Raw genomic sequence first — 21,509 nt, 5'->3', positions numbered from 1 at the left:
GCCATCTTATGTATCGATCTGTTCTGCCAGCCCCACGTTGGCAGACACTGTCCCAGGAGAATGGCCATGGACGCACCCCGCAACACGTTGCAGCCGGACCGCCGGCCGGACACGCCAACCCTGATGGAAGTCGCCGTGGTCGAATTCCCCGGCAGCCTGCGTGCAGCCGCCCCGATCCTCTCCGAGCTGGCCCAGCGGTGCAACCGCACGGTAGCCGCCGGCCGCCGCACCGGCGCACGGATGCTGGTCACCCGCTGGACGATGTCCGCCCGCGGCATGCAGCGGGTTGCCGGGGTGGAACTGTTCGGCGATGCGCTGCCTGCGATCATCGTGGTGCCGGGCAGTGAATCCAGCTGGACCATGGCGCCGCCGGATGAGCGCCTGCTGGCCTGGCTGCAGGAATGCCACGATGGCTGCAGCCTGCTCGCCGGCTGCGACGAAGGCGGGCTGCTGCTGGCCGCCGCCGGCGTGCTGGCCGGGCGCTCGGTCAGCGTTCCCGATCCCGCGCGCTGCCCGGCGCTGCGCACGATGGTGCCCAGTTGGCTGCCCAGCGAACGCACCCTGGTCGATGATGGTGACCTGCTGACCTCCTCGGGCCAGGATGCCTGGAAGTACCTCAGCCTGCGCCTGCTGGCACGGGTGTACGGGCAGAGCGTGATGAACACCGTCATCCAGCAGCTGCAGCTGGTGATCCCGCGCACCGAACTGCATGACCTGGAACGTTTCAGCCCGAATTTCGCCCACGGCGACCGCTGCATCCTCAAGGCACAGCGCTGGCTGCACGGCATCGCCGCACGCGGCGCGGGGCTGGACGACATCTGCGCACAGGCCGGCCTGGAGCCGCGGACCCTGCAGCGCCGGTTCCTCAAAGCGACCGGCATGCGTCCGATCGAGTACTGCCAACGCCTGCGCATCGCCAAGGCGCAGTTGCTGCTGCAGGCGGGCGGGCTGGTCGACCAGGTGGCGTGGGCGGTGGGCTACTCCGACCAGAGTGCGTTCCGGCGGCTGTTCCTGCGCATCGTCGGGCTGACGCCGACACGCTATCGGCGCCAGGTGGCCGCGCAGCAGCGTGAGCGTGCGGCGGCGCACCCCGGCACCCGGGCGGTCGAACCGCTCCGCTCGGCGGCCTGAATCGCGCAACACCGGCACGCTTGATCCATTGACGCCTTGCTGGGACCATGCCGGCGGGCCCGATGCAACAGCCGTCGCCGCGTGGCAGGTCCCGGGCGATCGCGGAGAGAAACAATGATCAGCAGTGTAGGCCCGGTACCGCTTGCGGTCGTGTGGGTGTTGGTGGGTCTCGGCATTGCGATGCTGGTGGCCAGTGTGGTGCGTGCTCCGGCAATCGAGGGCGCACCGCGTCCGCGATCGGTGGTGGTGGACATGCTGCTGCTGGGCCTGCTCGCCGGGCGGGCAGGTTTCGTGATCTGGCATGCAGGCGACTATGTGGCCGATCCCTGGTCGGTGCTGCGTGTCGGCGATGGCGGGTTCCTGCTGTGGCCGGCACTGCTGGTCGGGCTGGGGTGGGGCGGGTGGCGCCTGCGTCGCTGGCCCACCCTGCGCCGCCCCGTGGGTGCCGCTGCGCTGGCAGGCCTTGTCGGTTGGGCCGTGCTGTCCACGGGCGCCGGCTGGCTGCAGCAATCGCGGGTGTCATTGCCGGCGATCACGCTGACATCGTTGCAGGGCGCGCCCGTCGCGCTTGACGAGACCCGCGGCGAGCCCGTGGTGATCAACCTCTGGGCGAGCTGGTGCGGCCCGTGCCGCCGCGAAATGCCGGTACTGGCACGCGCGCAGCAGCGCCATCCTGATATCCGCTTCCTGTTCGTCAACCAGGGCGAGACGCGTGAGGAAGTGGATGCCTTCATGTCGGCCGAACACCTGTCGCTGCGCAATGTGCTGCTCGACGAAGAGGCGCGTGTTGCCGAACGGCTGCAGGTACATGCGTATCCGACTACCCTGTTCTTCGATGGGCAGGGCCGGCTGCGGCACCTGCACCTGGGCGAGCTGACAGCCGCCGGCCTGCAATCCAAGCTCGACGACCTGTAAGGGTCGCGGGTCGTTTGTTCCATGAATCCAGGAGTCTCCATGACGTTGAAATCCTCGCGCACGCTGATCACCGCGCTGTCCGCCGTGCTGCTGATCACACTGGCCGGCTGCAGCCAGGCGCAGACGCCGAAGGCCGCGGCCGAGAAAGCCGGCGGTGAACGCCCGGCGGTGCTGAAGGGCATCGAGAAGCATGGGTTCGAAGTGATCGGCGAGTTCGACGCACCCGGCGGCCTGCGCGGTTTTGCCGGCGTGGTGGGGGGGCAACAACCGGCGGCGGCGTATGTGACGGCCGATGGGAAGAATGTCGTGGTGGGCAGTCTGTTCGATGCCAACGGTGAAGATGTGGGCGCCGCGCCGCTGGAGAAGCTGGTGGCCAAGCCGATGTCCGAGCGCTCGTGGAAGAAGCTCGAGGAGAGTGCGTGGGTGCGTGACGGCAAGGCTGACGCGCCGCGCGTCGTCTATACCTTCAGCGATGCGAACTGCCCGTACTGCCATCGGTTCTGGGAGGCCGCGCGGCCGTGGGTGGACGCGGGCAAGGTGCAGCTGCGCCACGTGATGGTCGGTGTGATCCGCGAAGACAGCCCCGCCAAGGCGGCCGCGATCCTCACCGCGCCCAACCCCAGCGCGGCGCTGCTGGAGAACGAGCGCCTGTTCGACAAGGGCGGCATCAAGCCGGCGGCATCGCTGACGGCGGAAGTCGCCAACAAGCTCGATGCCAATCAGGTGCTGATGATCGAGCTCGGTTTCCAGGGCACACCCGGCATTCTGTTCAAGGACGCCCAGGGAATGGTGCAGCGCCGTTCCGGCATGCCGCAGGGGGATGACATGACCGTGGTGCTCGGCCCGCGCTGAGCACTGGCGACCGTAGTGCCACAACGCGCCGGGCATTGCCCGGCGCGTTGCGTTTGGGCGGCCGGATATCCGCCGGGTAGTAGGGGGGCGACGCGCTGTCGCGTTCGACTTGATCTGGATCAAGGCTGAAAACGCCTGCGTCGCTACGCTTCCCTGCATGCGCTATCTCCTGGATTTCCCCGCCTGCAGCGGACACCTAGCCACCCAGTCAGAAAACTGCCTGAGAACGTTCACGGCGCTCTCACTTTGCGATTGTTACTCAGAGCGCTGGCGGCCGCGCGTCAACGCGGCGGTCATCAGGGATGAGGGGATCCCGTGCGAGCGTACCCATGCAGGCGATGTGTCCGATGGCGTGACCGCCACCGAACCACGCGTCGGCAGAGGTCGCGCGCATTGCAGTGCCGGGCTGCGTGCTCACCACCTGCGACGTTGTGAACGTCAGCCGGTGTTGACCCGCGGGACTGTGTACGGTTCAAGGAGGACGTGATGCGCTTGGCTGTGTTGACGGTCGCATGCGTGGCAGCGTTGGCTGCGGCGCCGGTCCATGCACAGGATTCGGCTGCCGCGTTGCGGCAGGACATCCAGACGCTCCGGCAGACGCTGGAACAGATGGAAGAGCGCCTGCAGGCCATCGAATCCGGCAAACCTCCGCCCACGTCACCGAGGGTCACGGCGGCACCTGCGCCGAGCACGAGCGTCCCCGCCGCACCTTCGCCAGCGCCCCTGACCGCCCAGGCACAGGTGCCCGGCATGGGGCAGGCCATCCTTCCGCAACGCGACTCCGTTGCTGATCCGTCCACCGCCGCATCCCGCCCGGACAGTGCCGCCGGCCCGACCGATCCCGAGCTGAAAGGCTTCTTCGCGATCCCCAACACCGATACGCTGATCCGCATCGGCGGCTACGCCAAGCTCGATGCGATCGCCGATTCACGGGCGGCCGGCGACCAGGAGCAGTTCATTACCTCCTCGATCCCGGTCGGCAGTGCGCACCGGGATGTCTCCAACTTCACCCTGCATGCCAAGCAGACCCGCTTCAGCTTTGAAGCGCGGCGGCCGACCACCCATGGCAACCTGCGCTTCTACCTGGAGAACGACTTCTTCGGCAGCAGCGACAGCTATCAGTTCCGCCTGCGCCATGCTTACGGGCAGCTCGGCAATACCTACGCCGGCTATGGCTATTCGACCTTCATGGATGCCGACAGCCTGCCCGACACCCTGGATTTCGCCGGGCCAGGGGGGGCGGGCTACCTGCTGGTGGCCGGCATCCACCACAGCTTCGCGATGGGCAAGGGCAACACGCTGACCGTGGCTGCCGAAGATCCGGATACCCAGTTGAGCAACCCCGCCGAGGGGATCATGCCGGTCGATCAACTGCCGGATGTCACCGTTACCGCGCGCATGGAGCGCGACTGGGGCCATCTGCAGTTGGGCGCGGTCGCCCGCAGCCTGGGCTACGACGGCGATGCAGGCGACGGCCGTCGTTTCGCCGGCGGCCTGCAACTCAGTGGCTCGGCCGCGGTGGGCGAGCAGGACCTGCTGCTGTTCGGGATGCTCGGTGGCAAGGGCCTGGCCCGCTATACAGCCGACCTGACCGGTTCGGGCATGGATGCGGTGGTGACCGCAGACGGGCGCCTGCAGGCGTTGTCGCTGTACGGCGGTTTCGTCGGTTACACGCATTACTGGTCGCCGTTCTGGCGTTCCAACCTGATCTACGGCCAGCTCACCAGCGGGCGCAACGAGGCGCTGGCCGCCGATGCGTTCCGCCAGAGCCGCTATGGCGTCTTCAATCTGCTCTGGAGCCCGGCACCGTCGTGGACGATGGGCATGGAACTGCTCTACGGACAACTGGAACAGCAACGCGGGCAACGCGGCGACACGATGCGGCTGCAGGGCAGCCTGCAATACAACCTCATCAAGTAACTCCCACCGCCCGGCACGACCGGGTCCCTGCCTGGCAAAGGAGCAAACGTCATGGCACAAGCAAAGAAAATCGGGGTCGTCGGCGCCACCTTCCTGGTGGCCGGCAACATGATGGGGTCGGGGGTGTTCCTGCTGCCCTCCAGCCTGGCCAAGATCGGCACCGCCTCCATCTGGGGCTGGCTGATCACCACGGCCGGCGCGCTGCTGCTGGCGTTCGTGTTCGCCAAGCTCGGCAGGCTCGCGCCCAAGGCCGGTGGCCCGTATGCCTATGCACGCGATTGGTTCGGCCCCTACATGGGCTTCCAGACCAACACCATCTACTGGTTCGCCAACTGGATCGGCAACGTTGCCATTCCGATCGCGGCGGTCGGCTACTTCAGCTACTTCTTCCCGATCCTGTCCGAGCCGCTGCCGCGCTGCATCGCCGTGCTGGCGCTGGTGTGGGCGCTGAGCTTCGCCAACGTCATCGGCCCGTCGTTCGTCAGCAAGCTGCAGACGGTGACCACCAGCTTCGCCCTGGTACCGATCCTGGGCATCGCGATCTTCGGCTGGTTCTTCTTCGATCCGACCATTTTCAAGGGCGCCTACAACGTCTCCGGTGAATCCAACTTCGGCGCGATCTCCAGTGCGGCGGCGTTGACGCTATGGGCCTTCATCGGCGTGGAATCGGCGTCGGTGACCGCGGGTGTGGTCGAAAACCCCGAGAAGAACGTGGCCCGCGCGACGCTGGCCGGCGTGTTCCTGGCGGCGATCGCCTACATCGCCAGCTCCTCGGTGATCATGGGCATGGTGCCCAACGGCGACCTGCAGGTGTCCGATGCGCCGTTCGCACTGGCGGCTGCCAATGCGGTGGGCGGCTGGGGCGGGGCGCTGGTGAGCCTGTGTGCGTTCGTGGGTGCGGCCGGCTCGCTCGGCGGCTGGATCCTGCTGACCGCGCAGAGCGCCAAGGCCGCCTCCGATGACGGTCTGTTCCCCAGCATCTTCAGCAAGACCAACAAGGATGACGTGCCGGTAAAGGGCGTGCTGATCGTGGCGGTGCTGATGACCCTGGCGGTGCTGGTCACCTCCACCTCCAAGACCGCCTCGGCCCAGTTCGATGTGATCACCTCCGCGGCGGTCGTGCTGACGCTGCTGCCGTACATCTACTCCTGCGTGGCCTGCTATTTCGTGGTGGAGCGCTCGCACACGCTGGTCCATACCGGCGCGTTCTGGCTGCTGACCAGTGTCACCGTCGTGTACTGCCTGTGGGCGATCTTCGGCTCGGCCGGCAGCATCGTGCAGTACGCCTTCCTGTTCGTGTTGTTCATCACGGTGTTCTATCCGTTCTTCAGCGAGGAGCGTCGCCGCCAGCGCGGCCAGCTGCCCGCGCTCGACGCCGCCGTCCGCACGACGCTTTCGTGATCTTCCCCCAGGAGAATCCCTGTGTACTTCAAGTCCCTTGATTACCCGATCATCGTCATTGACGATGACTACGAATCCCCGCGCATCGGCGGCATCCTGATCCGTGCACTGGTGGACGAGCTGCGCAAGAATGACCAGCGCGTGCTGTGCGGGTTGACCCTGGCCGATGCGCAGGCCGGTGCGCGCACCTATGTGGCGGCCTCGGCGGTGCTGATCTCCATCGATGGCACCGAGGAGAACCCGGAGCAGTTCCAGCGCCTGCTGGGCTTCCTGCGCGAGCAGACGGCCCGGCGCGCCAACCTGCCGGTCTTCCTGTACGGCGAACGGCGCACGATCGAGAAGGTGCCGAGCAAGCTGCTGAAGTTCGTGCACGGCTACATCTTCCTGTTTGAAGACACCAAGAGCTTCATCTCGCGCCAGGTGATGCGTGCGGCCGAAGACTACATGGCCAATCTGCTGCCACCGTTCTTCAAGGCCCTGATCCACCACACCGCCGAATCCAACTACTCCTGGCATACGCCCGGGCATGCCGGCGGCGTGGCGTTCACCAAGTCGCCAGTGGGACGTGCGTTCCACCAGTTCTACGGGGAGAACACGCTGCGCAGCGATCTGTCGATCTCGGTGCCGGAGCTGGGCTCGCTGCTGGACCATACCGGCCCGATCAAGGAGGCCGAGAACGAGGCGGCGCGCAACTTCGGCGCCGACCATACCTTCTTTGTCACCAACGGCACCTCCACCGCCAACAAGATCGTCTGGCACGGAACCGTGGGGCGGGGCGATGTGGTGTTCGTCGACCGCAACTGCCACAAATCCCTGCTGCATTCGCTGATCATGACCGGCGGCATCCCGGTGTACTTCACCCCCAGCCGCAACGCGCACGGCATCATCGGCCCGATCAGCCTGGATCAGTTCACCCCCGAATCGCTGCAGCAGGCCATTGCTGCCAACCCGCTGGCCAGCAAGGCCTACAAGGCCGGGTCCAAGCCGCGCATCGCAGTGGTGACCAACTCGACCTACGACGGCCTCTGCTACAACGCCGAGAAGATCGCCGAGGAGATCGGCAGCGCGGTGGACTTCCTGCATTTCGACGAAGCCTGGTACGCCTACGCCGCCTTCCATCCGTTCTACGAGAACCATTACGGCATGGCCAAGGGCAAGCCGCGTGAGCAGGATGCGATCATCTTCACCACGCACTCCACGCACAAGCTGCTGGCCGCGTTCTCGCAGGCCTCGATGATCCACGTGCGCAACGCGGCTTCCCGTGAGCTGGACGCCGAGCGCTTCAACGAAGCCTTCATGATGCACACCACCACCAGCCCGCATTACGGGGTGATCGCGGCCTGCGATGTGGCCTCCAAGATGATGGAGGGCGCGGCCGGCGAATCGCTGGTGCAGGAGATGCATGACGAAGCAATCGCCTTCCGCCGCGCGATGCTGCATGTGCGCGAGGACCTGGGCCGGGACGACTGGTGGTTCAGCGTCTGGCAGCCGGACAAGCTGGAGCGCTCGCTGGCCAAGGGCGACGCACCGGCCCCGATGGTGGCCAAGCGCAGCGAGTGGTACCTGCAGCCGGATGCGCACTGGCACGGCTTCGATGGCCTGGTCGACGACTACGTGCTGATCGATCCGATCAAGGTGACCCTGCTCACGCCCGGGCTGTCGATGGACGGCGAAATGGGCCAGCGCGGCATTCCGGCCGCGGTCCTGAGCAAGTTCCTGTGGACCCGCGGCATCACGGTGGAGAAGACCAATCTCTATTCGGTGCTGTTCCTGTTCTCGATGGGCATCACCAAGGGCAAGTGGAGCACCCTGGTCACCGAGCTGATGGCGTTCAAGGAGCTTTACGACTGCAACGCGCCGTTGACCCGCGCGCTGCCGCAGCTGGCCGCCGAGTTCCCGATCGCCTACGCGGGCTGGGGCCTGCGCGATCTGTGCGATGCGCTGCATGCCTTCAACGCCGAGTTCGGCGTGGCCCAGGTGATGCGCGCGATGTACGTGGATCTGCCCGAGCCGGTGATGACGCCGGCCGAGGCCTACGACCACCTCGTGCGCGGCCAGATCGAGCGGGTCGACATCGAGCAGATCAGCGGCCGTATTGCCGGGACCATGCTGGTGCCGTACCCGCCGGGCATTCCGACCATCATGCCGGGTGAGCGCTTCGGCACCAGCGATGAGCCGATCATCCAGTCGCTGCGGATCGCCCGCGAGCAGAACGCGCGTTTCCCGGGCTTCGAGTCGGATGTGCACGGGCTTATCATCGATACCGACGGCGATGCGCCGAGCTACAAGGTGGAGGTGCTGAAGGTCTGACGCCTGCGCGCAGGACCCTCGGCCAGCGATGGATACAGCACGCGAGCAGCGGGTCCTCACGTTTTCCATCGGGGTGACGATGGCGGTCAGCGCCATCGGCTTCGTCGGTGGCCTGCTGGTAGGCTCGCAGGCCATCCTGTTCGACGGCGTCTACAGCCTGGTGGATGTGGCGCTGACCCTGGTGGCATTGTCGGTGCTGCGGCTGGTGGCGCGGGAAGAAAGCCCGCGCTTCCAGTATGGGTACTGGCACCTGGAGCCGATGGTGGAGGCCCTTGGCGGGGCGATCCTGTCGCTGGCCTGCATCTATGCGTTGGCCAACTCGGTGATCGGGCTGACCACCGGGGGTCATGAGGTCAAGGCGGGGCCTGCGCTGCTGTGGGCCGCCGTCCTGTGCGTGAGCAACCTGGCCATGGCGGCGTTCGTGCGTACCCGTGCGATGCAGCTGCATTCGGCCCTGCTGTGGCTGGACGTACGCGCCTGGCTGCTCAGCGGGTTGATGAGCCTGGCCGTGGTGCTGGCCTTCGCGATCGCCTTGCTGCTGCGCGGTGGCGCGCATGCCCACTGGATTCCCTATCTGGATCCGCTGGTGCTGGCCGCGATCAGTGTCGCGGTGTTGCCGGTACCGCTGCGCAGCGCCTGGAAGGCCATGCGCGAAGTGCTGCAGGTGGCGCCGGATACGCTGGATGCGCGCGTGCAGGCGGTGATGAAGGACTTCGTCGTCGAGCACGGCTATCTGGATTTCACCAGCCACGTGGCCAAGATGGGCCGCATGCGCTTCGTCGAAATCCACATCCTGACCCACCCGGACACGGTCATCGGCACCATCGGGAACGTGGACCGGCTGCGTGATGAGATCGCCGAGCGACTGGATGCGCGCGGCAGTGAGTTCTGGCTGACGATTGATTTCACGGCCGATCCGGCCTGGACCTGAGGCGCGCAGGCGGAACCTTGATGTCTGCACCGCAGCATTCCAAGGCACTGCGTTGACCTCAACCGCAGTTGAGGCCGGACACTGCGCGCCCACCCCCTGAAGACGCCTGACCCATGTTGATCGATGCTCCTGTTGCGCCCGCCGGCCTGTTCGGCTTCATCAATCCGTCCGGCCTGTACGACCCGACCGGGAACGGCTATTCCCACGTGGCGGTGGTCCGGCTGCCGGCTCGCGTGATCCACATCGCCGGGCAGGGCGGAGAAACCGCCGATGGCGCTCTGTCGCCGAGCTTCGAGGCGCAGGTTGCCCAGGCGCTGGACAACCTGAGCCTGGCGTTGGCCTCGGCCGGTGCAACCCTGGCCGACGTGGCCAAGCTGACCGTACTGGTGGTGGATCACGATCAGGATCGGCTCGGCATCCTGTCCGATCAGATCGGTCGCCGCTGGCCCTTGGGTCGTGCGCCGACCTGCACGCTGATCCCGGTGCCGCGCCTGGCGTTGGACGGCATGCTGTTCGAGATCGAGGCAACGGCTTACACCGCCTGAACACCTTGGGCGAAGGCCCCACACATCAATATATGAAACATATATGATGCGTATATCAACATTCAGAGGGCTGCCCATGGGCATCGTCAACATCGACGACGAACTGCACGACAACCTGCGCCGCGCCAGCGGCGTCTCCGGCCGTTCGATCAATGCCCAGGCGGGCTTCTGGATCAAGATCGGCATGCTGTGCGAGATGAATCCCAGCTCGACCTACCAGGATATCGTCAACCGTGAGCTGCGGGCCGCGGGCGTCGAGCCTGGCGCGTTGCGGGTGGCCGAAGCATGATCAAGACCGCTGAAGAACAGGCACTGATGCGCGCATCGGGGCGCCTGCTGGCCCAGGTGTTCGAAGCCCTGGACCAGCTGCCGCTTGAGGGCATGAGCACGCTGCAGGTGAACGACTGGGTGGAACGTTTCATCATCGATGAACTGCACGCCCGTCCGGCGAGCAAAGGCCAGTATGGCTTCGCTTACGTGCTCAATTCCTCCATCGACAACGTGGTCTGCCATGGCGTGCCATCGTCGGATGACATCCTGCGCAGCGGCAGCATCGTCAATCTGGACATCACTCTGGAGAAAGGCGGCTACATCGCCGATTCCAGCAAGACCTATCTGATCGGCGAGGTGGACTACGCGGCCAAACGGTTGGTGCGGGTGACCCGCGAGGCGATGTGGAAGGGGATCGGGGTGGTGCGCCCGGGGGCGACGCTGGGTGACATCGGTTTCGCGATCCAGCAGCATGCCAAGGCGCACGGCTACAGCGTGGTGCGGGAGTTCTGCGGCCACGGCATCGGCCAGGAGATGCACGAAGAGCCGCAGGTGCTGCATTACGGCCGTCGCGGTGATGGGCTGGAACTGGAGGAAGGCATGACCTTCACCATCGAGCCGATGATCAACCAGGGTCGCGCGGCCATCGACATGAGCGACGACGGTTGGACCGTCACCACCCGTGATGGAAAGCTCTCGGCGCAGGCCGAGCACACGGTGCTGGTGACTGCCGATGGCGTTGAGGTCTTGACCCTGCGCACGGGCGAGCGGCTGCCCGACTGAACCGCCTCATTCGCTACGTGTGGCCACCAGCTTGAGAAACGCCTCGTTCTGATACCGGCTCATGCGCAGCTGCTGGCCGGTATCCATGGTCACCACGTGGTGGCCGTTGAACCACGGGTGGATCGCTTTGACCCGGCGCACATTGACGATCGCCGAGCGGTGCACGCGCGCGAAATGCCGCGGGTCCAGGCGGGCGGCGAGGGTGGCCATGGTCTCGCGAAGCTCGTGCACGCGGTCGACCAGGTGGATCTCGACCGTGTTGCGCGCGGCCTTGATCCAGACGATGTCATCCACCGCCACCAGCACCACATGCTCGTCCACGCGCACCGGCATGCGCTGCAGGTAGTCGTCCCGCTGCCGCAGTGCATCCAGCGCCTGCAGGATCTGCATCGAGGCCTGTGAGCCCACGCCGCTGGCCGCCGACAGCCGCGCCTTCGCCCGCTGCAGCGTGGCGGCAAAGCGCTCCCGGCTGAACGGCTTGACCAGGTAGTCCACGGCATTGGCTTCGAAGGCCTTTACCGCGTACTGCTCGTAGGCGGTGACGAACACCGTGGCCGGCATCCGCTCCGCGCCGATGGTGGCGACCACGTCCATGCCGGTGATCGCCGGCATCTGGATGTCCAGGAACACCAGGTCCGGCGACTGGTTGCGGATGGCATTGACCGCCGATACGCCATCGCCGCATTCGCCGAGTATCTCGACATCCGCATCATCGCGCAGCAACCGGATGACCGCATGCCGCGCGATCGGCTCATCATCCACCACGAGCACGGTGAGGCTCATGCCGGTGCACTGCCCGGGAAGAACTCGGGTGCATCCTCGGCGCTCTCCAGTTCCCGGAATGGCACGCGGATGCGGCACACCACCCCCTCCGGCCACATCATGTCCAGCCTCACCTCGGCCGCCTCGCCGTAGAGTTCCTTCAGGCGCAGGCGGGTATTGGACATGCCGATCCCATGCCCGGCCGCTGCGGTTGGCTCGGCCGTCAGCGTGCTGTTGCGATTGCGTACCTCGATGCACAGTGCGTCACCGTCGCGGCGGGCCTCGATCTCGATGGTGTCGCTGCCCAGGCGCTGGCCGATGCCATGACGCAGGGCATTCTCCACCAGCGGCTGCAGGATCAGGCTGGGCACCGCGCAGTCCAGCGTGTCCGGGGCGATATACGTGCGGGTGGTCAGCCGATCCTTGAAGCGGATGCGCTGGATGCCCAGGTACAGCTCGATCAGGTCCAGCTCCTGGCGCAGGCGGATCTCCTGGCCGTCATAGTCTTCCAGGAAGGCACGCAGCAGATCGCTCAGGCGCAGCAGCATGTCCTCGGCCGAGACCTTGTCCTCGTCGAGCAGGGTAATGATCGCGTGCAGGGTGTTGAACAGGAAATGCGGCTGCAGCTGGGATTTGAGCGAGAGCAACCGCGACTGCGCCAGTTCGGTGGCCAACTGGCTGGCTTCCAGTTCGCGCCGGGCTTTCTCAGCGTGGAAGTGGATCGCCTGCTGGATGGCGAACAGCGTCCAGTAGGTCAGCAGTCCGATGGCGAAGTGCTGCTCCAGGAAGTAGCCCAGCTGCTGAAAGAAACCGCTGGGCTCGAACAGGGTGGAGACCATCGCACCCACGATCATCGCAATGAACGTCATGCACAGGCTGGCCACCACCTGGGCACCGAGCCCATGCAGGCGCCCGGCGCCGCGCACCGGGAAGCGTTCGGCGAGGCGGAAGACGGTGGGGGCCAGCGCGGCCCACGTGTACCACTGGATCAGCGACCAGCGCATGAGGTCCCAGAGGGGCCATCGACTGTTCGGCAGGCCGGCGTTGATCGAGGTCTGGAGCGCAAACACCAGGGCCACCGTCGTCCACAGGGCGATATAGCGGGACAGGCGGATCCGGGTGCTGCCGAGGCGGATGTACATGGTCGATTCCGGGCCAGGCATCTCTGGCGACGCTCATCTTAGGCAGGCGGGGGGAGCGCGGGAAGCGCCATGACGGCCCATTACGATTGGCCACGTCGTGGCGACGATTCGTCCCGGATCGGTTGGCGGATCCAGCCAGCAGGCGCGTGATGCGGGCGTCCATCACCCGCCTGGAGCACCACCATGATCCTGATCCGACCCCTCCTGCTCGCCTCGTTGATGTGCGCCGGTACCGCCCACGGCGCAGAGGCGCGTTACCTGGGCCTGCTCAACCGGGCGCACGACAGCGTGGTGACTCTCGACGTCGCGCCTGCAGGCTCGGAAGCGTTCTCGCCCCGGTCGATCGATGTCCTGGCGGGTGGCGGCGGCAGCGCCATGGTCCGCCTGGCCGACGAAGGCTGCCGGTTCGATCTTCGTGTCGCGTTCCGCAACGGACGACGGGTGGTCTACCGCGATGTGGATGTCTGCAGGGGCGACACACTGGTCATCGCACCGCTGAAGAAGACACCCGGTGATCGTGCGGTCGCGCTGGAACCACGGACGCCAACGCGTGGCCGATAGCAGGGGGCGCGGCGAGTGCGGTCCGCCGTCCGCGCTTAAGGACCCGTAGGTGGCATGTGCTGCGCCACCAACCTCGCGACCCAGTCGATGAATACCCGCAGCTTGGCGCTGACATGCCGGTTTGGCGGGAACGCGAGATAGAGCGGCATCGCATCGATGTGCCACCCAGGGAACAGCCGGACCAATTCACCGGCGGCTAGATGCGGGGCGGCCATGTAGTCGGGAAGCCATAGCGCGCCCAGGCCCGCCACGCCTGCGGCGAGGTAGGCGTTGCCATCATCGACCGCAAGCAGCTGGCGTCCCCTCACGGTGACCTGTTCGTCGCCACGTTGCAGGGTGTAGGGCAGTACCGTGCCACTGCGCGAGCGAAGGTAGCCGACCACGCGATGCGGGGCCTGCTCCAGGTCCTGCGGATGGGCGGGTAGGCCTGCCTGCTGCAGGTAGGCAGGCGAGGCGTGGATGGCCGCCGGCAGATCGCCGATATGGCGGGCGACCAGCGATTGATCCGTGATCTGTCCACCCCGGATCACGCAGTCCACGTTCTCGTCGGTCAGGTCGACGTGGCGATCGCTGACGCCCAGATCGAGCTGGATCTCCGGATAGCGGGCCAGGAAGTCGCGCAGCGCAGGGACCAGCACCAGCCGCGCAAACGGGGCAGGCACATCCACCCGCAGCCGCCCGCGCGGGGCTGACGCGGCACTGGACAGACTGGTTTCTGCATCATCGATATCGGCCAGCAGCCGGATCACGCGCGCGTAGTAGGCCGCCCCATCGGCAGTGACATTCACCTGCCGGGTGGTTCTGTTGAGCAGGCGCACCCGCAGCCGCGCTTCCAGCTGCTGCACCAGTTGGGTGACTGTGGTGCGGCTCATGTGCAGCGTCTGGGCCGCCTTGGTGAAGCTGCCCGTGTCCACCACCCGGGCGAAGGCCTGCATTGCATCGAACCGGTCCATCTGCCTTCCACGGGGAGGATGATTGTTTGGATTCTACAAACAATGTGGGACAGCAGACCGCGTTTATCCGGTGCGCATGGCGGTCTACTGTGGCCTTTCATTCGTGATGGGCCGGTATCGGCCCAAGGCAGAGGTGGTTCATGGCAACACGTGACGTCGTTTTTCCGCCGGGCCGCCAGCCCCTGTACGAGCGCAACCGCTACTCGCCGGCAGTGCGGTCCAATGGCTTCCTGTTCGTGTCCGGCCAGGTCGGCAGCCGCGAAGATGGCTCGCCCGAACCCGAGCTGGAGGCGCAGGTGCGGCGTGCATTCGACAACCTCAGTGCGGTGCTCGGCGCGGCCGGCTGCACGTTCGATGATGTCGTCGACGTGACCGTGTTCCTGGTAAATCCCGAGCAGATCTTCGAGCGGGTGTGGGCCGTCGTTCCGGAGTACTGGGGTGAGGCGCCGTATCCCACGCTCACCGGTATCGGCGTGACCTGGCTGTATGGATTCGACGTGGAGATCAAGGTGATCGCCAAGCTGCCGTAGCACGCCTTCACGCCGTGACGGCTGCACCTTGCCGATAGTGGGCCGTCATCCTGCTTCCTGTTGCGGACCCACATGCCCCTGATTCCCGAGCGCGTGCGGCGCTGGCCCCGGCCGTGGCGCGTGGCGTTGCTCTCGCTGCTGGCGCTGTATGCGCTGTACCTGCTGGCGGGCAATGTATTCCTCAATACGCCGCTGTTCGATGCGGTGACCAACCGCAAACCTGAAAAATTCACCATGCAGACCGGGCCGGCACTGACCCTGATGCCTGGGCAGGCCGTGGTCTGGAACATCCGCATGCGCGGCCAGGCCAATCGAACGCAGTATGTGTTCCGTGCCGACCGCGCGAGTGCCTGGATCGATCTGCCGGCACTGTTGCGCAGGGAAGTGCGCATTCCGCGCATTGATGCGACAGGGGTGGAAGCCGAGGTCGAGCGGGTCGAAAAGGCGATCCCACCACCCCCGCGCGGTGACCGTGGCTGGACGCTGCGGTTCGATGCGATCCACAGCGACACCATCCGTAGCGGGCGCTTCGGCAAGCTGCTGATCGTGGGCCAGGGGCACGGTAACGTCGGTTTCCTCAAGCAGCTCAAGGGCGGCCCGTCGGAGCTGTTCGATTCCACGGCGGGCTTCGATGATGCCCAGGTCAGCTTCGACGGTGTCAACGTGCTGGACGATGCCCAAATCGCCGCGCGCTTCCACTTCCCGCGGCACTATCGTGATGACGCGCCGGGGTTGCAGAAACTCGGCATCACCTGGGCGCAGCTGCAGATCGATGCGCGCAGCCAGGGCCTGCGCATCGATACCGGCGGCCCACATGTCAAGGTGGGTAGTGCGGTCTCCAATGCACGCCTCACCGCGGACGTAACGCTGGAAGAGGGCGCCCTGCGACCGGGCAGCCGGTTGGTCTGGCGGCTTCCCCTGCACGCGGGCGTGAACGCCGATGACCGCGGCCTGCTGTCCCTGCAATTGGACGTGGCGCAGGACATGCGTGTCCAGGCCCGGCTCCCGCGTGACCCGGAAACGGGTAGCGAACTCAATGCCGATCTGCGCGTGACCGGCCGGAAGATTCCGTTCCAGGCGCCGGCCGAGCTGCTTCCGCGGCTGTCTGGCAAGGTGCAGGGCGCCTGGCAGTTCCAGTCGCTCAACTGGATCAGCGATCTGTTCGTGAAGAAACCCTGGTTCCACCTCGACGGCGGTGGGCTGCTCAAGGCAGACGTCATCATCGCCGACGGTCAACTGGCGCCGGGCAGTACGGTGGATATCCCGCAGGTGGCCGCCGTAGCCGAGGTTGCAGGGGTCCGGATGCGCGGCGACGCCCACGCACAGGGTCGGATCGTGGAGGGCGAACCACCGCAGGCCGAGCTGAAGGTACAGATCCCGCGCTTCCAGGCTGCGCCAACCAACGCGCCGAAGGCGGTGTTGTTCGATGGCCGCCAACTGGCGCTGACCCTGCGCGGGGATGCGCGGTTGAAGCAGTTGAGCGACGGCATGCGCGCCCAGCTGCGCTTCACCGATGCGCGGGTGCCCGACCTCACCGCCTACAACCGTTATCTGGGCAACGACAACGTGCGCCTGCTCGGCGGTACCGGTCTGCTCAGCGGTGATGTGTCGCTGGATGCCTCCGGTCGGGTAGGCAAGGGCAGTGCCGATCTTCGTGGCACCGGCGCCCGGCTCAGTGTGGCCGGCATCGCGATGCGCGGCGATGCGCAGCTGCAGGCGCGTCTGCAGCGTGCGGATTTCGACAGCCGCCAGTTTGATCTCGGTGGCACCACGGTGGACCTGCGCAACATCCACGTGGGTGATGAAAAGAGTGACGGGCGTTGGTGGGGCAAGGTGGCGATCCGCAGTGGCCACATCGATGCGGCCGCGCCGTTCCAGGTGGATGGCCTGGCCGACCTGCGCCTGCGCGATGCCGGGCCGTTGCTCGGCGTGTTCGCCCAGCGCAGCGAATACCCGCGCTGGGTGCTCGGGATGCTGGATTCCGGAGAGGTGCAGGCCAGTGGGCAGCTGCGCTGGCGAAGTGGCGAGCTGATCGTGGAGGATCTGCAGGCCGAGAACGAGCGACTGTCCCTGCAGGCGCGGCTGGATCTGAGTCATGGCAAGCGCCGTGGCGATCTCTACCTGCGCTGGGGCGTGCTGGGGGCCGGCATCGAGCTGCAGGGCGAGCAGCGCAAGTGGCACCTTGCCGGGGCCCGCGACTGGTATGCGGAGCAGCCGCGGCTGCTGCCGGCCAAGCCCGCCGCAACGAAGCCGGGTGACGGCACGCGCTGACCGGACGCATCTGTTCCCCCCTGGCCGGCGTGGCTTGGTATCCTCGCCGCGCCCACTGTCTGGTGACAGCGTGCCTTTTCGCCGTCATCGACCCGTCATCCCATGAGCAACAGCACCCACCGCGTCCAAGGCCTCAACAACGATGAGGTGGCCGCCGACTGGCCCGCCATCACCGACCGCGAGATCACCTGGCTCAGTGAGCGCTTCGCGCCGCTGGCGGGCGCGTGCCGGCTGCTGTGGCACAGCCCGCGACCGATGTCCGCCGCGGCCATTGTCGAGAGCGACGCGGGCCGGGTGTTCGTCAAGCGCCACCATGGCAGCGTCCGCACCGCGGCTGGCCTGGGCGAAGAGCATCGTTTCATCCGGCACCTGGCCGATCACGGCGTGCCCGTCGTCGAGGTACTGCGTGACCGCGATGGCGCCACTGCGGTGGAGCACGAAGGGTGGACCTACGAACTGCATGGCGTGGGCCATGGCCAGGATCTGTATCGCGATGCGCCCTCCTGGACGCTGTTGACCGATACCGCGCAGGCGCACGAAGCGGGGCGGATGCTGGCCAGACTGCATCTTGCATCGGCCAGCTACCACGCGCCCCAGCGCACCACTCATCTGCTGGTTGCCCGCGATGACCTGATCCGTGCCGCTGATCCCATCGCCGCCCTGCAGGCCGGGCTGGACGATCGCCCCGGGTTGGCGGCCTATCTTGCGCGGCAGGACTGGCAGGCCGATCTGCAGCGGGCGGTGCTGCCATGGCATGACGGCCTGGCCGAGCGGCTGCAGGCCGAACCGCGCCTGTGGGCGCACAACGACTGGCACGTGTCCAATCTGCTATGGCGGCAGGACGGCAGGTCCACCGTGGTCGATACCGTGCTCGATCTTGGGTTGGCCTCACCGACCAGTGCCTTGTTCGATCTGGCCACCGCCATCGAACGCAACGCGATTGCCTGGCTGGCGCTGGAAAGCGGCGAGGCGGCGGTGCGCGTGGATATCGCGCTGGCGCTGCTGGCCGGCTACCGCGCGATCGTGCCGCTGTCTGCCGAGCGCGTCCACCTGCTGGCCGATCTGCTGCCGATCGTGCAGCTGGATTTCGCACTCTCTGAAGTCGAGTACTTCGAGGCCGTGACCCACTCGCCGGCCAATGCCGACGTGGCGTACCACACCTTCCTGCTGGGGCATGCTGACTGGTTCAGCAGCCCGGCAGGGCAGGGCCTGCTGAAGGCGCTGCACGCCGCCGCCTGAGCGCAGGCTCGCAAATCCGTACGGTTTGTAGTGAAATAGTCACAGAAGCGGGGGTGCCTGGCGAAACCAGGCTGAGAGAGTCCCTTGGAACCTGATCCGGTTTGCACCGGCGTAGGGAGCTTTGAGCAGCAGGCATACCGCCGTGATGGGTCGGTGCGCGTGCTCGCCTTCGCTTCGTCTCCCCCAGCTGATGACGAATCGAATGAACCGTTGCTTCCGCCCCACGCTGTTGTCCGCCGCCCTCTGTGCCGCGCTGCCTCTTCATGCCAACGATCTCGCGGACGCGCCCGAGCGCTCGCCGACCGAGCTCGCCGCCGTGCGCGTGCAGGCGCATCAGCCGGCGTCCACCGCCACGCAGACCAGCAGTTTCGGCGCGGGTGACTGGAAGAGCACGCCTGCATCGGTGAACGTGCTGGATCGTGACCTGCTGGACAGCCGCCAGGTGCGCACGCTGTCCGAGCTGGCCAGCAACGATGCCTCGCTGGGCGACAGCTATGCACCGGTCGGTTACTACCAGAACATCGCGATCCGCGGTTTCCCGCTGGATACCGGCACCGGGTATCGCTTCAATGGCTTGGCCATCACCGGCGAGCAACGCCTGGCGCTGGAGAACATCCAGTCGGTGGAGATCCTCAAGGGCGAGGCCGGCCTCGCCGCGGGCGTCATGGCGCCGGGTGGGATCATCAATTACGTGGGCAAGCGCCCGGCCGAGGTCCGCAACGTCACCCTCGGCACCGATTCGGAAGGCTCGCGCTATACCGCGGTGGATCTCGGCCATTGGCTGTCGCCGCGCTTCGGCGTGCGCTTCAATGCGGCCTGGGAAGACAGCGATTCCTATATCGACCATGCCGACGGCCGCCGCAACTTCTACTCGCTGGCCACCGACTGGCTGATCGGCGAACGCGGCAAGCTGGAAGTGGATGCCAACTACCAGACCAGCGCGCAGCGCTCGGCCTCGGGCTATCAGCTGCTGGGCGCCACCGGGCTGCCGCGCGGCGTGGACCGCAAGCACCTGCTGGGGTACCAGGCCTGGCAGCGGCCGGTCGGCATCGACAGCACCAACCTGACCGCGCTGCATACCTACGATTTCAGCCCGAGCTGGCAGTCGCGGGTGTCGGCCAGCTACAGCCGCTCGGTGATCGACGACAACGTCGCCTTCGCCTACGGCTGCTACTACGCCGCCGGATGCGCCGATGGCAGCGTGCCGGGCAACTACTTCGCGCCCAACGGCGATTACGACATCTACGATTACCGCAGCCCGGACGATACCCGCCGCAACCTGGAATTCCGTGGCGAGCTGCGCGGCAGTTTCGCCACCGGCGATATCCGGCACGAGTTGAGCGTGGGTGCGGACCGTTTCGAGCGCACCGTGGACAAGCGCCGCAACGTCAACGAATACGTGGGCACTGCCAACATCCACGATGCACAGGTGCCGCAGTTCGACCCGTCGCCGCTGATGCCGGGCCCGTCCGCGCGGCGTCTGGACAGCGCGCAGACGGCGGTCTTCGCACTGGACCGGATGAGCTTCGGCGATTGGCAGTGGCTGGCCGGTGGGCGTTTCGTGCGCCTGGACGAGCGTGCCTACGACAAGCGTGGCAACCCGGAGCGGCACAGCCGCCTGTCGCGCTTCCTGCCGCAGACCGCGCTGGTCTGGAAGGCGACCGACGAGGTCAACGCCTATGTCAGCTACGTGCGGGGCATTTCGCTCGGCCAGGAAGCGCCGTTCTGGACCTCCAACGAAGGCACGTTCCTGCCCGCGGTGCTGTCGCGCCAGACCGAAGTGGGCGTCAAGTATGTGACCAGCGATGCGCTGACGTTGGGTGCCGCTCTGTTCCGCACTTCGCAGCCGTTCCAGTACGCCAAGCCGGACGGCAGTGATGCCGGCTACACCTTCGTCGAGGAAGGGCAGCAGACCCATACCGGGCTGGAGCTCACCGCACAGGGCCAGCTCACCGAGCGCCTGTCGCTGACCGCCAGTGCGAGCGTCCTGCGTGCCCGTGCACGCGATGTCGGCACGCCGGATTACGAAGGCCACCAGCTGATCAACGTGCCCAAGACGCGCGCGACCGTGCATGCGGAATACCAGCTGCCGTTCGTGACCGGCCTGGGGCTGACCGGTGGTTGGCGTTACGCGGCCTCCAACGTGGCCACTGCCGATGGTCGCGTGAGCGCACCGGCCTACAGCGTGTTCGACGCGGGCCTGCGCTTCAAACATCAGCTGGGCGAGCATCCGGTGACCTGGAACCTCTCGGTGGACAACCTGTTCAACCGCTTCTACTGGCGCGATACCGGCAGCAGCTCGGGTGACTACTACCTGTTCCCGGGCGCGCCGCGTCAGGCCCGTTTGTCGGTGACGTTCGCGCTATGAACCCGGCGATCCTGGAATGGTCGGCGGCCGGCGTCAGCATGCTCGGCGTGTGGCTGATGACGCGCCGGGTGCCCCTTGCCTGGCCGGTCGGTCTGATCTCGGTGGCCCTGTACGCGCTGGTGTTCGCCGAGGCCCGGCTCTACTCGGACACGCTGCTGCAGATCGTGTTCGGCGGCTTCCTGGTCTACGGCTGGGTGCGCTGGCGTGGCCAGGTCGAGGACGATGGGCGGGTCGCAATCGTGCCGCTGGCGCGGGTGGCCATGTGGCGTGACCTCGGCATCGGCGTCGCCTTCGGGATTGCGCTCGGCGCGGCGATGCACTTCCTCACCAATGCAGCGTTGCCGTGGCTGGATGCAATGCTGGCTGCGCTGAGTCTGGTCGCCCAGTGGTGGCAGGCGCGACGTCACACGGCCGCATGGTGGCTGTGGATCCTGGTCGACGTGGTCTACGTCGGCATGTACATGGTCAAGTCACTGCACGTGACCGCGGTGCTGTATCTGGTGTTCGTCGGCCTGGCCGTGATGGGGTTGCGGGCATGGACGGTGGCGCGCAACGACGCGCTGCTTCACAACGTAGAAGGGCGGCGCGTTTAAGTCCGCGCCGCCCGTCGTTACGTCAGGTCTGC

The 21,509-nt window shown here is 66.5% G+C and carries 19 protein-coding genes and 1 riboswitch; of the genes, 16 read left to right on the top strand and 3 right to left on the bottom strand.

What is annotated here, in order from left to right; translation table 11 throughout:
• Positions 1-66 precede the first annotated feature (66 nt).
• From ABE422_RS03310 to map, 10 genes are all read left to right on the top strand, one after another.
• On the top strand, positions 67-1,131 hold the full coding sequence (locus tag ABE422_RS03310) for a helix-turn-helix domain-containing protein (RefSeq protein ID WP_346482463.1): 1,065 nt from the start codon (positions 67-69) through the stop codon (positions 1,129-1,131).
• 114 nt (positions 1,132-1,245) lie between these two features.
• On the top strand, positions 1,246-2,046 hold the full coding sequence (locus tag ABE422_RS03305; protein ID WP_313211158.1) for a TlpA disulfide reductase family protein: 801 nt from the start codon (positions 1,246-1,248) through the stop codon (positions 2,044-2,046).
• Positions 2,047-2,085: 39 nt separating this feature from the next.
• Complete coding sequence (dsbG, locus tag ABE422_RS03300; RefSeq protein WP_346482462.1) at positions 2,086-2,898, top strand: thiol:disulfide interchange protein DsbG; 813 nt, start codon at positions 2,086-2,088, stop codon at positions 2,896-2,898.
• A 486-nt stretch (positions 2,899-3,384) separates the two neighbouring features.
• The gene (locus ABE422_RS03295) at positions 3,385-4,818 is read left to right on the top strand and encodes a DcaP family trimeric outer membrane transporter (protein ID WP_346482461.1); all 1,434 of its coding nucleotides are present in this window, start codon (positions 3,385-3,387) and stop codon (positions 4,816-4,818) included.
• Positions 4,819-4,869: 51 nt separating this feature from the next.
• Positions 4,870-6,219, top strand: a complete 1,350-nt coding sequence (adiC, locus tag ABE422_RS03290) for an arginine/agmatine antiporter (RefSeq protein ID WP_346482460.1) — start codon at positions 4,870-4,872, stop codon at positions 6,217-6,219.
• A 21-nt stretch (positions 6,220-6,240) separates the two neighbouring features.
• On the top strand, positions 6,241-8,529 hold the full coding sequence (locus ABE422_RS03285; RefSeq protein WP_346462606.1) for an Orn/Lys/Arg decarboxylase N-terminal domain-containing protein: 2,289 nt from the start codon (positions 6,241-6,243) through the stop codon (positions 8,527-8,529).
• Positions 8,530-8,557: 28 nt separating this feature from the next.
• Entirely contained in the window at positions 8,558-9,460 is a 903-nt protein-coding gene (locus ABE422_RS03280) for a cation diffusion facilitator family transporter (protein WP_313211162.1), read from the top strand.
• Positions 9,461-9,573: 113 nt separating this feature from the next.
• A complete protein-coding gene (locus ABE422_RS03275; protein ID WP_346480841.1) occupies positions 9,574-10,005 on the top strand; it encodes a RidA family protein in 432 nt (143 codons plus the stop codon).
• A 76-nt stretch (positions 10,006-10,081) separates the two neighbouring features.
• On the top strand, positions 10,082-10,294 hold the full coding sequence (locus ABE422_RS03270; RefSeq protein WP_346482459.1) for a ParD-like family protein: 213 nt from the start codon (positions 10,082-10,084) through the stop codon (positions 10,292-10,294).
• Positions 10,291-11,058 (top strand): type I methionyl aminopeptidase, encoded by a 768-nt coding sequence (gene map, locus ABE422_RS03265; RefSeq protein WP_313211165.1) that lies wholly within the window; start codon positions 10,291-10,293, stop codon positions 11,056-11,058. Before ABE422_RS03270 ends, map begins: the two co-directional genes overlap by 4 nt.
• Before the next feature lie 6 nt (positions 11,059-11,064).
• Here the strand turns inward: map and ABE422_RS03260 are convergent, their stop codons facing one another.
• Together ABE422_RS03260 and ABE422_RS03255 are read right to left on the bottom strand one after the other, a co-directional pair.
• On the bottom strand, positions 11,065-11,841 hold the full coding sequence (locus ABE422_RS03260; protein ID WP_346482458.1) for a response regulator: 777 nt from the start codon (positions 11,839-11,841) through the stop codon (positions 11,065-11,067).
• Positions 11,838-12,962 carry a histidine kinase gene (locus tag ABE422_RS03255; RefSeq protein WP_346462598.1) on the bottom strand — a complete coding sequence of 375 codons (1,125 nt, stop codon included), beginning with the start codon at positions 12,960-12,962 and terminating at the stop codon, positions 11,838-11,840. Before ABE422_RS03255 ends, ABE422_RS03260 begins: the two co-directional genes overlap by 4 nt.
• Before the next feature lie 183 nt (positions 12,963-13,145).
• Between ABE422_RS03255 and ABE422_RS03250 the strand changes: the two genes are divergently transcribed.
• Complete coding sequence (locus tag ABE422_RS03250; protein ID WP_313211168.1) at positions 13,146-13,523, top strand: hypothetical protein; 378 nt, start codon at positions 13,146-13,148, stop codon at positions 13,521-13,523.
• 35 nt (positions 13,524-13,558) lie between these two features.
• On the opposite strand, the gene ABE422_RS03245 is transcribed toward ABE422_RS03250, so the two are convergent.
• Positions 13,559-14,476, bottom strand: a complete 918-nt coding sequence (locus ABE422_RS03245; RefSeq protein WP_346482457.1) for a LysR family transcriptional regulator — start codon at positions 14,474-14,476, stop codon at positions 13,559-13,561.
• Between the two features lie 140 nt (positions 14,477-14,616).
• Between ABE422_RS03245 and ABE422_RS03240 the strand changes: the two genes are divergently transcribed.
• The 5 genes from ABE422_RS03240 (at position 14,617) to pnuC (ending at position 21,477) form a co-directional block, all read left to right on the top strand.
• Complete coding sequence (locus ABE422_RS03240) at positions 14,617-15,006, top strand: RidA family protein (RefSeq protein WP_346482456.1); 390 nt, start codon at positions 14,617-14,619, stop codon at positions 15,004-15,006.
• A gap of 72 nt (positions 15,007-15,078) precedes the next feature.
• On the top strand, positions 15,079-17,277 hold the full coding sequence (locus tag ABE422_RS03235) for a hypothetical protein (RefSeq protein WP_346480843.1): 2,199 nt from the start codon (positions 15,079-15,081) through the stop codon (positions 17,275-17,277).
• A gap of 102 nt (positions 17,278-17,379) precedes the next feature.
• Positions 17,380-18,516, top strand: coding sequence for a phosphotransferase (locus ABE422_RS03230; RefSeq protein ID WP_346482455.1), 1,137 nt, complete (start codon positions 17,380-17,382; stop codon positions 18,514-18,516).
• 39 nt (positions 18,517-18,555) lie between these two features.
• Positions 18,556-18,651: riboswitch (TPP riboswitch) on the top strand.
• A 67-nt stretch (positions 18,652-18,718) separates the two neighbouring features.
• Positions 18,719-20,884: a TonB-dependent siderophore receptor gene (locus tag ABE422_RS03225; RefSeq protein WP_346480845.1), complete on the top strand. Its 2,166-nt coding sequence runs from the start codon at positions 18,719-18,721 to the stop codon at positions 20,882-20,884.
• Positions 20,881-21,477, top strand: a complete 597-nt coding sequence (gene pnuC, locus ABE422_RS03220) for a nicotinamide riboside transporter PnuC (protein ID WP_346482454.1) — start codon at positions 20,881-20,883, stop codon at positions 21,475-21,477. Before ABE422_RS03225 ends, pnuC begins: the two co-directional genes overlap by 4 nt.
• The last annotated feature ends 32 nt before the right edge of the window (positions 21,478-21,509 follow it).

The sequence above is a fragment of the Stenotrophomonas sp. TWI1151 genome (assembly GCF_039673135.1).
Lineage (GTDB): Bacteria > Pseudomonadota > Gammaproteobacteria > Xanthomonadales > Xanthomonadaceae > Stenotrophomonas.
This window is presented reverse-complemented; position numbering and strand designations above follow the sequence as displayed.